Annotated in this window: 9 protein-coding genes; 5 read left to right on the top strand and 4 right to left on the bottom strand. The window is 59.5% G+C overall.

Annotated elements, in window-relative coordinates; genetic code table 11:
• The first annotated feature begins 92 nt into the window (after positions 1 to 92).
• The 5 genes from P3T40_RS40290 (at position 93) to P3T40_RS40270 (ending at position 7155) form a co-directional block, all read left to right on the top strand.
• The gene (locus tag P3T40_RS40290; protein ID WP_429273261.1) at positions 93 to 728 is read left to right on the top strand and encodes a response regulator; all 636 of its coding nucleotides are present in this window, start codon (positions 93 to 95) and stop codon (positions 726 to 728) included.
• An 18-nt stretch (positions 729 to 746) separates the two neighbouring features.
• Entirely contained in the window at positions 747 to 2468 is a 1722-nt protein-coding gene (locus P3T40_RS40285; protein ID WP_429273260.1) for a hypothetical protein, read from the top strand.
• Positions 2465 to 3634 (top strand): hypothetical protein, encoded by a 1170-nt coding sequence (locus tag P3T40_RS40280; protein ID WP_429273259.1) that lies wholly within the window; start codon positions 2465 to 2467, stop codon positions 3632 to 3634. The genes P3T40_RS40285 and P3T40_RS40280 overlap by 4 nt, the downstream gene beginning before the upstream one ends.
• A 129-nt stretch (positions 3635 to 3763) precedes the next feature.
• A complete protein-coding gene (locus P3T40_RS40275; protein WP_429273258.1) occupies positions 3764 to 5377 on the top strand; it encodes a tetratricopeptide repeat protein in 1614 nt (537 codons plus the stop codon).
• A 164-nt stretch (positions 5378 to 5541) separates the two neighbouring features.
• Positions 5542 to 7155 carry a tetratricopeptide repeat protein gene (locus P3T40_RS40270; protein WP_429273257.1) on the top strand — a complete coding sequence of 538 codons (1614 nt, stop codon included), beginning with the start codon at positions 5542 to 5544 and terminating at the stop codon, positions 7153 to 7155.
• A 124-nt stretch (positions 7156 to 7279) separates the two neighbouring features.
• On the opposite strand, the gene acnA is transcribed toward P3T40_RS40270, so the two are convergent.
• The 4 genes from acnA to P3T40_RS40250 all read right to left on the bottom strand — a co-directional run.
• On the bottom strand, positions 7280 to 9997 hold the full coding sequence (gene acnA, locus P3T40_RS40265; protein ID WP_429273256.1) for an aconitate hydratase AcnA: 2718 nt from the start codon (positions 9995 to 9997) through the stop codon (positions 7280 to 7282).
• Positions 9998 to 10037: 40 nt separating this feature from the next.
• Complete coding sequence (locus P3T40_RS40260; protein WP_429273255.1) at positions 10038 to 11489, bottom strand: bifunctional 2-methylcitrate dehydratase/aconitate hydratase; 1452 nt, start codon at positions 11487 to 11489, stop codon at positions 10038 to 10040.
• A gap of 27 nt (positions 11490 to 11516) precedes the next feature.
• A complete protein-coding gene (locus P3T40_RS40255) occupies positions 11517 to 12032 on the bottom strand; it encodes a hypothetical protein (RefSeq protein WP_429273254.1) in 516 nt (171 codons plus the stop codon).
• Positions 12033 to 12135: 103 nt separating this feature from the next.
• The coding region (locus tag P3T40_RS40250) for a citrate/2-methylcitrate synthase (protein ID WP_429273300.1) at positions 12136 to 12294 on the bottom strand (159 nt) is incomplete at its 5' end.

Raw genomic sequence — 12294 nt, 5'->3', positions numbered from 1 at the left:
TCAGGCGACGCGCCAATACAGCTGGCACGCGCTTTTGCCGGCGCACGACACAGATACGCCTCTTACAAGAATTTCGTTAGGATAACAACGCAATGACTACTATCCTGGTTGTGGACGACCACCCCGCATTTCGCCTGGTCATCAAGATGCATCTTATGCAACTGCTCGGCGTCGTCGAGGTTCTGGAGGCGGAGAACGGGCAAACCGCGGTCGAAGTGGCACGGCAAAGTACGCCGGATCTCGCCATCCTCGACCTCGATATTCCGCGTATCAACGGGCTGGAGGTCATCCCGCGTCTGAAGTTGGCGCATGCGTCGGTCCGCGTGCTGGTTTTGTCGGGCCAGGATCCGGCTACCTTCGCGCCACGAGCTATGCGCTCGGGTGCCCAGGGTTTCGTGGGGAAATCTCAGGAGATGAGGGAGATTATGCGCGGCGTGGAGGCCGTGATGGCGGGTTACACCGTCTTCCCTATGAGTTCCGGTGGCGCCGGCAAGGGCGCATCCGCCAACGATGCCGGCGAGGAAGACAAGCTCAAGTTGCTGTCCGATAAGGAACTGATGATCCTGCAAATGCTGTCCAAAGGGATGTCGAACAAGGTGATCGGGGACGCGCTGTTCATGAGCGACAAAACCGTCAGTACGTACAAGAGTCGCATTCAGGAAAAGCTGGGTTTGTCGTCGCTCGCCGCGCTCATAGAATTTGCGTCGCTGCAAAAGCTGATCGATTGAGCTGGGCCGAGTATGGACATGATGAGCCTGCCTGGCTTCCGGGCACTCGCGCAGGACCGCGCTCGCAGCATTTCGCACTCGGCACGCGCGGCCTCGATCCGCTACGCAACCGCGTTTGGCAGCATCTTGGCGTTCGTGATGTTGTGCGTTCTGTCGGTGCGTGCCAATGCCGCGCCGGTGGTCAATGAGGGCGCGGGCGCGCAGTACGCGCGCGGGCCGCGCGCAGTCGCAGCGCTTAGCGCGCGCGACGCGCTGGCGACACGCGTCCAACCGGAAGAGAATCCTTATTCTCGCGATGCGACCGGCATCGCTTGCGACTCCGAGGTCATTCCCGCCGCTGAAGCCGGTCTGTTGCAACATCAGGTTGCAATGGGGGCTCATCGTGCGGTTATGGTGTGGCACGGGTTGCTGATATCCCTGCTAGCTCTGGCGGCACTCACGCTCGTCGCGCTTGGCGGCTGGTGTCGCGCGCGCGTCGCCCTTAAGCGTGCAGCCGAGAAGCTGCGTGGGACGGAGAGTGAATGGCAGCGCCGGTATATCGCGGTTGAAGAGCGCGAACAGGCCGAGCGCGCAGTTGCCGCGAGGCAAGCTGCCGCTGCTGTTCAGGAGCGCGAACGAATCCTTATGTCCATGCGCCATTTTGTGGGTGGTCCGCTGTCCGCGCTGTCCGGTTTGTTCGAAGCGCTTGATAGCAGCTCCATGTCTTCGTCCCAACGGCCTGTGGTCGGCAAAATCCAGTCCGCAGTGCGCACGTGCGCGCGCGCACTGGAAGACATGCTGGCGCCCGCGCCCGTCGAAGCGCGTACCGTTGTTCTCGACGAAAACCTGACGGACCTGCGCGAACTCATCGATGGCGTCGTTGCGTTGTTTTCACCTGCTGCGGCGCAGAAAGGCCTGTATCTGAGCGTGAGTATCGACCGGTCGGTGGCTGCGCGCATCCTGGCGGACAGTGCCCGACTCGGTCAGATTGTTTTCCATTTGTTGAGTGATGCTGTCCGGTTGACCGGGCGCGGGCAGATTACGGTAGCCGCACGTGCAGAGTCTCTGAACGCTGGCTCACAGCGCATTTTCATCTGGGTGCGCGATGTCAGTGCCGCGGCAGCTTTCCCTGAAGCCCCAATCCAGGTGCAGCTTCCTTGCCTGTTTGCCACTGGCACGCCGGCCGAAGCGGCGAGTGACCATGGCGATCCCAACTTCGCACTCTGCCAGCAACTCGCGCATCACATGCGTGGCGAACTCACGGTGCGCAGTGAGCCGGGCTTCGGTACAAGCAGGATGTTCAGTGCGCCGTTCGCAATCGAACCGCAGTACTCATCCGTTGAACCGGCGCATTGCGATAGTCGCGCGGCTGCGCAGGAGCCTGCCGCACAGCCCGTGGAACCCCCGTCGGCCGCTTTAGCCGAAACCTTTGATCCGTGGTATCTCGTCGCGCTGTCGGACGAAGGTATCGATCTTCGCGCGTTCGCGCGTGGTTGGCGCAAGTCGATGATCGACGACCTGGAACAGATGCGCGGTGTGCTCGACCGGGGCGATATCGGCGGATTGCGCGCTTCGCTGCACCGGTTGAGCGGCGCCGTGGGATTGGTCGGGGCGCGCGGTTTGATGGAGGCGTTGCGGCGCGCGAGCGTGGTCCAGCCCGAACCTGAAGCGGGCGCGATCGATGCGCTCGCATACCGTATAGAAGGGCTAATGAAGGATCTCGACATAGCGATCGAAACACAACGGAGCAACCTACCATGACTCGACCGCTAGCCTTGATCGAGGGCGATCTGACGATTCCGCTGCCTCGCCCGTTCGACGGTTTGCCGCCGCCGTTCGGCTCGCGCCGGAATGTGCTGCGCGAAGCGGTGCAGCGAGCCGTGCGTGAACCTGCCGGACCGGCGCGGGCTAGCTTGTTTCCTCCCGGCGTCAAGCACGTGCTGTTCTACAAGGCGCCGCCGCAACGCGTGGCGACTCATGATATCGACGAGATGATGGCGGAAGCGAAACGCTATCTCGAGATGGGTAAGGTTCGTCCCCGTTCGTCGCGCTCGGATCATGCGCTGGCCGCCGCTATCTTTGCTGGTTGCACCATCGCGCTATCGTGGCTGCTGGTTACGTACTCAATGAAGGATGCGGAGAAGGCAAAAACGGCGGCGCCGACGGTGCTGGCGTCTGCAAGCTCGCGTGGCGATCGTTCGAAACCTGCCGCCAAGCCGGTTGTTGGTGATACGCACGCAGAAACGGTCGCGGTTGCGAAGCCGGCTTCGCCGACGATTGACGAAGGCACACATACCGCGGCGAATCAGGCGACCCCTGGTACGCCGCTGGTCGCCCTCGCCGTGTCGGCAGCGCCTGCGGCGCCTGCGGCGCCGAACCCCGTCGCGCAAGTTGCGGCTGCGCCCTCTAGTGTGGCGAAGGAGGCGGCGCAGGTGACACCGTTGTCTTCCACCGCGCCGAATCAGGTTTCACAAGCGGCGCCGGTGCGTTCCTCGGCACCCGAGCAAGTCACCCAGGCCAAGCCGTTGTCCTTTGCTGTGCCAAAGCAAGTCGCACCTAAGCAGTCCGTGCGCGTTGCGGCCCGTGAGGAAGACAGTTCAACGCAGCCAGCGAAACCAGTCAAGCGGGTCAAGGTTGCCACTCTGAGCGAAACGCACGTCAACGAACGGGTCGCATTGAGCCGCGCAACGCATCCTGCGACGCAACCTGTGCCGTCGACGCAACCCGAATGGGCTGCCAAAATGCCGCACGACGACGCTAAGGCGAACAACGACGCCCCGTGGCTCAACTGGTCGGCGCAGCAGCAGCGTCCGACCATGCGCGCCGCCGTGCCGGTGGCGGGCGACAACAATTGGAACGACCACATGACGCAGCGCCGGATTACCGACGATCCAAGCGCTTTCCATACTGATCGCGACGGCCAATGACAACATATGCACTGTCTGGCTTGGCCGGCTTTGATCTGTGATCCGCACGCACGAGTGTGTGTCGACGTTACGGTCGAACCGGCGGTCTGCAGGGGGTATCCGCGAGTTTACAAAATGCACGATTCAACGATGTTTAACCAACAAAATCTCTCCGCGAACGAAGACCTGACGCTGACAAGCCGTGCGCCGAAGACGTCTGTCGATGCAAGTGAACGGCTGGACGCGGACACATTCAGGTCAGATGCCAATGCCATCTCTGCCCTTCAGATCGGGGCAATCGAATTGCAAAAGGGCAATTTGACCGAAGCAGAGATCGCATACCGTCGCGCCCTGAAGCTCAAGCCGGATTTTGCAGAGGTTCTCAATAACCTGGGCATTTTGTTTGCAGCGACGAAGCGCTTTGTCGAAGCGGAATTCGCATACCGACGCGCTTTGGAGATCAAACCTGATTTCGTTGAAGTGCTAAACAATCTGGGAATACTGCTTTGGGAATCAAAGCGATGGGTCGAGGCTGAAACCACTTATCGCCGCGTGCTAGAAATCAAGCCAGATTTCGTAGAAGCTCACAACAATTTGGGTAATCTTCTTAGGGATGCAGGGAGAGTCGTCGAGGCTGAGTTCGCTTACCGTTGTGCACTGGAAGCGAAACCAGACTGGGTGGAAGTGCAGAACAATCTTGGGAAGCTACTTAAGGAGATTGGGCGACCTGTCGAAGCCGAAGTTGCTTTTCGTCGTGCGTTGGAACTCAAGCCAGACTCTGCAGACGTGCGCCACAATCTGGCCTGCTTTCTCCTTGGATCAGGGCGTTACGCTGAAGCTTGGGAGCATTATGAATCGCGTTACGATCCTAGCCTTAAAGATGGGGTCGCTGTAGCGCCCAACCATCTGCCTTTTCCGCGTTGGCAAGGAGAGCGTCTCGCCAACAAGTCGCTGGTCATATGGGCTGAAGAGGGTTTTGGCGACCAGATTCAATTTGCCCGATACATACCGCTACTCAAGCGTCGTGGCGTCTCTCGCATCATTCTGGTTTGCAACGACGCGCTCAAACCTTTGCTGGAAACGGTTGAAGGCGTGGACGCCGTACTCACCAATCCAAACACGGTACCTCTGCACGATTACTGGTCGCTGTTCATGAGCTTGCCGCTGCACTTTGCCACGACCGTGCAAACCGTCCCAGCCCGCGTTCCTTATGTTTTCCCCTTGCGTGAACGAATCGAACGTTGGCGAAAGAAGCTGCCCTGCGATGGCTTACGCGTGGGGCTTGTCTGGAAGGGAAGCGTCTTGCACTCCAACGACGCCAAGAGATCTTTGCCGGCGATTTCCGCGTTATCGCCGCTATGGTCAGTTCCAGGTGTGACGTTCATTAGCCTGCAGAAGGGGCAAGGAGAGGATGAAGCCATTCGACCACCCGCTGGACAACCCCTTATTCCGCTGGGGCGAGACATTCAAGACTTCGCCGATACGGCGGCCATTGTGTCGCAACTGGACCTGACCATTTGTATTGATACTTCGGTCGCCCATGTTGCGGGCGCGCTCGGGAAGCCTTGCTGGGTGTTGCTGCCTTACGTCAGTGATTGGCGCTGGCTGCAAGATCGGTCAGATTCACCTTGGTACCCAAAAGGGATGCGCCTGTTCAGGCAACCGAAGTCCGATGGTTGGACTGACGTCATTGATGAAGTCACTGTCGCCCTGAAGAACTGGGCACTGACACATCCGTGTGCCCAATCCGATCGCAGTGAGTAGGGTTTAACGCGACCCTCCTCGCCAATCATAAGGGACGCTCGGCCGCAGTCACGACGGGTACCGGAAAAGGGGCGCGGGCGTGTCTTGTTGCGCAGGTAGAGCGGCACCGTCAACCGTCTCTGCGTGGGCGCCATCCCTGATTTAACGAAATGCATGATGCCACAATGCTTAACCAACAAAAGATATCAGTGAGCGAAGACCCAATACTGGATACGTTCGCACCCCATACGTTTGTCGAATCAGAGGAACAGCAAGGCGCGGATTCACGCACTTCGGATGCGGATGCCATCTTTGCGTGTCAGATCGGTGCAATCGAATCGGCAAAGGGCAACATATCCGAAGCAGAAGTTGCTTACCGCCGCGCGCTGAAACTCAAACCGGATTTCGCAGAAGCCTTCAACAATTTGGGTATTCTGCTGGTACGGGCGAAGCGCTTTTTCGAAGCGGAAGCCGCTTACCGCCGCGCGCTGGAACTTAAACCTGACTTCCTGGAAGCCCGTAACAATCTGGGTAATCTGCTCGCACACACCAATCGGTTTGTCGAAGCGGAGGCCGCTTATCTTCGCGCGCTGGAACTCGAACCGGATTCCGCTGAAACGCTCAACAATCTTGGAAGCCTGTATACAGACACCAAGCGGATCGTTGAAGCGGAGGCCGCTTACCGTCGGGCGCTGGAACTCAACCCGGAATTCGCCGATCTCCATAACAATCGGGGTGTTTTGCTTGCGCATTCGCAGCGGTATGTTGAAGCGGAAGCCGCCTATCGTCGCGCGCTGGAACTCAAACCTGATTTCACAGATGTCCAATACAACCTCGGTTGTCTACTCCTTGGTTTGGGGCGGTATGCCGAGGCTTGGAATTGCTACGAATTACGCTACAGTCCAAGACTAAAGAAGCCGGCCACGGGGATACCCCACTATCTGCCCTACCCGCAATGGCACGGAGAATGCGTTGCCGGGAAGTCGATTGTGATATGGATCGAACAAGGTTTGGGCGACCAGGTCCAGTTCGTGCGATACGCATCACTGCTAAAGCGTCGTGGCGCTTCTCGCGTCACTCTGGTCTGTCGCCCAGCACTCAAGCCTTTGCTGGAAACTGTTGAGGGCGTGGACGCCGTATTCACCAATCCAAACACGGTACCTCTGCACGACTACTGGTCGCTGTTCATGAGCCTGCCGCTGCGCTTTGCCACGACCGTGCAAACGATCCCAGCCCGCGTTCCTTATGTTTTCCCCTTGCGTGAACGAATCGAACGTTGGCGAAAGAAGCTGCCCCGCGATGGCTTGCGCGTGGGGCTTGTCTGGAAGGGAAACGCCGCACACAGTAACGACGCCAGTAGGTCTTTGCCGGCAATTTCCGTGTTATCGCCGCTATGGTCAGTTCCAGGCGTGACGTTTATTAGCCTGCAGAAGGGGCAAGGAGAGGATGAAGCCATTCGACCACCGGCTGGACAACCCCTTATTCCGCTGGGACAAGGCATTCAAGACTTCGCCGATACGGCGGCCATTGTGTCGCAACTGGACCTGACCATTTGCGTGGATACTTCGGTCGCCCATGTTGCGGGTGCGCTCGGGAAGCCTTGTTGGGTCATGCTACCGTCCTTCAACACTGACTGGCGCTGGCTGACCGACCAGACGGATTCGCCTTGGTATCCGAAGGGGATACGCCTGTTCAGACAAGCGAAGTTCGACGACTGGACTGGCGTCATCGACGAAGTCACCACCGCTCTCAAAAGCTGGGCGATGACACACCCACGCGCTAAATCCAAAGCCGAGTAGGGTTTAACTAAGCTCGACACTTAAAAAAAGCCCGACCAAAGTCGGGCTTCCAAAGTCGGCTGCGTCCTAACGGACGCAGCACCTGCAAAACAGCTTAGCTCTACTGCGTGCGTAGTCGCTAGCCTTAAGCAGCCAGCAGCGAACGCAGCACAAACGGCAGAATCCCGCCGTGCTTGTAGTAGTCGACTTCGATCGGCGTATCGATACGCAGCAGAACCGGCACGCGCTTCTCCTTGCCGTCCTTACCGCGAATCACCAGCGTGACTTCCTGCTGCGGCTTGAAGTCGTCACCAAGGCCTTCGACGTCATACGTTTCTTCGCCGGTAATACCGAGCGACTGCACGCTATCCGAGCCCTTGAACTGCAGCGGCAGCACGCCCATACCCACCAGGTTCGAACGGTGGATCCGTTCGAAGCTGCGTGCGACCACAGCCTTCACGCCCAGCAGTTGCGTACCCTTCGCCGCCCAGTCACGCGACGAACCCGTACCGTACTCTTCACCCGCGAACACAACGGTCGGCGTACCCGCGTCGATGTACTTCATCGCTGCGTCATAGATCGACTCTTGTTCGCCGCTTGGCTGGTGAATCGTCAAGCCGCCTTCCACGCGCGTACCGTCTGCCTTCACCGGGATCATCAGGTTCTTGATCCGGACGTTGGCGAACGTGCCACGCATCATCACGTCGTGGTTGCCGCGGCGCGAGCCGTAGCTGTTGAAGTCGGCCTTTTGCACGCCGTTTGCCTTCAGCCACTTGCCTGCCGGGGAGTCTTCCTTGATCGAACCTGCCGGGCTGATGTGGTCGGTCGTGACCGAGTCACCGAAGATGCCCAGCGCGCGTGCGTTCTTGACGGCGGCGATGCTGTCTGCCGGCGTCATCGAGAAGTCCTTGCCGAAGAACGGCGGCTCAGCGATGTAGGTCGACTTCGGCCAGTCGTAGACCTGGCCTTCTTCGCCTTCAATCTTGCTCCACAGGTCGCCCTTCTTGGTGAGCTGTGCGTAGTTCTTGCGGAACGCTTCTGCGTCCAGCGCGAACTTGAGCAGGTCGTTAACTTCGTCGCTGGTCGGCCAAATGTCGCCCAGGTAGATGTCCTTGCCGCCCTTGCCCTTGCCAACCGGCTCGGTCATCAGGTCGCGCGTGATGTTGCCTGCGATTGCGTAGGCTACGACCAGCGGCGGCGATGCCAGGAAGTTCGCACGGATGTTCGGGTGAATACGCGCTTCGAAGTTACGGTTGCCCGACAGCACTGCCGCAGCAACGATGTCGTTCTTCGTGATCGCTTCGTTCAGTTCCGGCGTCAGGTCGCCCGCGTTACCGATACAGGTCGTGCAACCATAAGCAGCGAGTTCGAAGCCGAGCTTCGACAGGAACGGCATCAGGCCGGTCTTCGTCAGGTACTCGGTGACGATACGCGATCCCGGAGCCAGCGAGGTCTTGATGTGCGGAGCGACCGTCAGGCCAGCTTCCACAGCCTTCTTCGCCAGCAGACCGGCGGCCAGCAGCACGCTCGGGTTCGACGTGTTCGTGCACGACGTGATGGCAGCGATCAGGATGTCGCCGTTCTTCACGTTCACGCCGTTCGACGTCGTGTATTGCGCGTCCAGATCAGCAGCCTTCTTCGCAAAGCCGTTTTCGCCGACCGGCTTCGAGAACAGGTCGCCGAAGGTCGACTTCACGTGACCGATTTCGATACGGTCTTGCGGGCGCTTCGGACCTGCCAGCGACGGCGTCACGGTGCCGAGGTCGAGCTTGACGACCTTGGTGTAGTCGATGTCGCCAGCCTTCGGAATACCGAACAGGCCTTGCGCCTTGAAGTAGTTTTCGAAAGCTGAGATTTCGGCGTCGGTGCGGCCCGTGCCCTTGAAGTAGTCGATGGTCTTTTCGTCGACCGGGAAGAAGCCCATCGTTGCGCCGTATTCCGGCGCCATGTTGCCGATCGTTGCACGGTCCGGCAGCGACAGCGACTTCGTGCCTTCACCGAAGAACTCGACAAACTTGCCGACTACCTTTTCCTTACGCAGCAGTTCGGTAACGGTCAGCACCAGGTCGGTCGCTGTCAGGCCTTCGCGCAGCTTGCCCTTCAGTTCGACGCCCACCACGTCCGGCGTCAGGAAGTACACCGGCTGGCCGAGCATGCCCGCTTCCGCTTCGATGCCGCCTACGCCCCAGCCCACCACGCCAATGCCGTTGATCATCGTCGTGTGGCTGTCTGTGCCAACGAGCGTGTCCGGGTAGTACACGGTGTCGCTGCCGTCAGTCTTCTTGTGCACGCCGCGTGCGAGGTACTCGAGGTTCACCTGGTGAACGATACCCACGCCCGGCGGCACGACCTTGAACGTGTCGAATGCCTGCATGCCCCACTTCATGAACTGGTAGCGCTCGTTGTTGCGCTGGAATTCCAGTTTCATGTTCAGGTCGAGTGCATCCTTTTGACGGAAATAATCGATCTGCACCGAGTGGTCGACCACCAGGTCAACCGGGACCAGCGGTTCGATCGACTTCGGGTTCTTGCCGGCGCGTTGCGCGACGCCGCGCATCGCTGCGATGTCGGCGAGCAGCGGCACGCCGGTGAAGTCTTGCAGCACGACGCGCGAGACGACAAACGGGATTTCATCGACGCGCGAGGCGGTCGGCTTCCAGTTTGCTAGTTGCGTGATGTGTTCTTCGGCGATCTTCTTGCCGTCGTAGTTACGCAGCACCGACTCCAGCACGATACGGATCGAAACCGGCAGGCGGTCGATCTTGATGTTCAGTGCCTTGCCGAGTTGCGGCAGCGAATAGAACTTGCCTTTGCCGGAACCGCTGTCGAATTCCTTGAGCGTTTTGTGGAGGTTGTGGGCCATGGTGTTTTCCTTGGTTTGATCGCGGAACTACAGTACTGAACTAGATGACATACAGATCGACGTATTCATTGACCGGCATGGCTTCGAGCCTTGCCTGATCGAGCGACACATCGAGAATCGCTTGTTGCTGCTTGACCGGAAACTTGCGCGCGAGGTTGGTCCTGAACTTCTCGACCAACAACGGAATACCGTCTGCACGGCGGCGCTTGTGACCGATCGGGTATTCGACTACTACTTCGTCGAATGTCGACCCGTCGTTGAATTCGACCGTCAGTGCATTGGCGATCGAACGCTTCTCCGGATCGTGATAATCCTTGGTGAACTGCGGGTCTTCCACGCAGCTCATGGTGTCGCGCAGCGCGTCGATGCGCGGATCCTGTGCGACGGAATCTTCGTAGTCCGCGGCCGTCAGGCGGCCGTAGATCAGCGGCACGGCGATCATGTACTGGATGCAGTGATCGCGGTCGGCCGGGTTGTTAAGCAGCCCTTGCTTGTCGATGATACGGATCGCGGCTTCGTGCGTGCGAATCGTGATCCGCTTGATATCTTCCACTGTCTTGCCCACTGCGCGCAATTGCGCATGCAGCGTCATGGCTGCTTCCACCGCGGTTTGCGAATGAAACTCGGCCGGGAACGAAATCTTGAACAGCACGTTTTCCATCACGTACGAGCCGTACGGGCGCTGGAACTTGAACTCATGGCCCTTGAACAGCACGTCGTAGAAGCCCCACGTCTTCGCGGTCAGCACCGACGGATAGCCCATCTCGCCGGTCTTCGCGATCAGCGCGAGACGCACGGCGCGCGAGGTGGCGTCGCCTGCAGCCCACGATTTGCGCGAGCCGGTGTTTGGCGCGTGGCGGTAGGTACGCAGCGCCTGGCCGTCCACGAGAGCCAAGGAAATAGCATTGATCAGTTCGTCACGCGTGAGGCCTAAGAGTCGGCCCACAACCGCGGTCGAGGCGAGCTTCACGAGCAGCACGTGATCGAGCCCGACTTTGTTAAATGAGTTCTCCAGTGCGATACAGCCCTGGATTTCGTGCGCCTTGATCATGCCGATCAAGACGTCCTTCATCGTCAGCGGCTTCTTGCCGGCGGCGATGGCGGTACGCGAGAGCCAATCGGCCGTGGCGAGGATCCCGCCGAGGTTGTCCGACGGATGGCCCCATTCGGCCGCGAGCCAGGTGTCGTTAAAGTCCAGCCAGCGGATCATGGCGCCGATATTGAAGGCGGCTTGAACCGGATCCAGCTGGAACTGCGTGCCAGGCACCTTGGCGCCGTTGGGGACGATCGTGCCGGGCACGATTGGTCCCATCAGCTTGGAGCAAGCAGGGTAGGTGAGCGCCTCGAGTCCGCAGCCGAGCGTGTCGATCAGGCAGTTACGCGCGGTTTCCAGCGCGAGCGTGCTGTCGATCGGGAAATCCAGCACGTAATCGACAATATCGACCAGGACTTGGTCCGGGTCGGGCCGTACGTTGGATATCGGAGCGGACATCGGGGTCTTCCCTCGTAAAAAGGAAACTTAGTTGCTCGGGTTCTTGATCAGCTCGTTCGACTGCGTCGGAGCCGGTGCGCCTTGTGCCATTTCCGGCGTCTTGCACTCGTCCGCGAGGCGCGAGCCGTCGTTGTCCGAGAACAGCATGGCCTTGGTCGGGATCACGACCAGGTCCAGACCCGAAGCGGCGTCGTGGAAGCGGTCAGCGCCCGTCGTGGTGGCTTCGCGCGGCAAGTTGTAGTTCTTGTTCGCCCAGTGAACCGTGACGATCTGGTCGCGCTTCATGTCGCCCTTCAGGTCGAACGACAGGCCTTCGTTACATGCCCACTTAACCGAGCCGTCCGGTACCGGATCGACCTTCGCTTCCTTGGCCGGATTCGGCTTGCGCTTGATCAGGCGTTTCGGAGCCGGTCTTTTCGCCTTCTTGGCGGGGGTCGAGGTCGCGGCGGTGGCCGACGCCGTTTGTGCGGAAGCGTCCGTCGCGGCGATCAGCATCGTCGAGGACAAGGCGCCAACAACGGCGGCGATCAACAGCTTTTTCATGGAGTTAGCCTTTCTATCTAATATTGGTTGAATAGTGCGCGGCTACGGGTGAACACAGCCGCCAGGGTGGAACTGCACGCGCCCTGAAAGCGCACAGCGGACGCTATTTTCTCCTATTTAGCGTCACGAACTTCAAATTCTCTGGACCGGTGTAATTCGCGCTCGGTCGGATGATCTTGTTGTCGATGCGCTGCTCGATGATGTGCGCGCTCCAGCCCGCCGTACGGGCAATCACGAAGAGCGGCGTGAACATCGCGGTGGG

This window comes from Paraburkholderia sp. EB58, assembly GCF_050436665.1.
Classification (GTDB): Bacteria; Pseudomonadota; Gammaproteobacteria; order Burkholderiales; family Burkholderiaceae; genus Paraburkholderia.
Note: the sequence above shows the minus strand (reverse complement) of the source record. Positions and strands in the feature narration are given on the sequence as shown.

Bases quoted from the DNA above. Each gene is read 5' to 3' on its own strand.
- P3T40_RS40290 (WP_429273261.1), top strand. From the start codon at position 93: ATGACTACTATCCTGGTTGTGGACGACCACCCCGCATTTCGCCTGGTC.
- P3T40_RS40285 (WP_429273260.1), top strand. From the start codon at position 747: ATGATGAGCCTGCCTGGCTTCCGGGCACTCGCGCAGGACCGCGCTCGC.
- P3T40_RS40280 (WP_429273259.1), top strand. From the start codon at position 2,465: ATGACTCGACCGCTAGCCTTGATCGAGGGCGATCTGACGATTCCGCTG.
- P3T40_RS40275 (WP_429273258.1), top strand. From the start codon at position 3,764: ATGTTTAACCAACAAAATCTCTCCGCGAACGAAGACCTGACGCTGACA.
- P3T40_RS40270 (WP_429273257.1), top strand. From the start codon at position 5,542: ATGCTTAACCAACAAAAGATATCAGTGAGCGAAGACCCAATACTGGAT.
- acnA (WP_429273256.1), bottom strand. From the start codon at position 9,997: ATGGCCCACAACCTCCACAAAACGCTCAAGGAATTCGACAGCGGTTCC.
- P3T40_RS40260 (WP_429273255.1), bottom strand. From the start codon at position 11,489: ATGTCCGCTCCGATATCCAACGTACGGCCCGACCCGGACCAAGTCCTG.
- P3T40_RS40255 (WP_429273254.1), bottom strand. From the start codon at position 12,032: ATGAAAAAGCTGTTGATCGCCGCCGTTGTTGGCGCCTTGTCCTCGACG.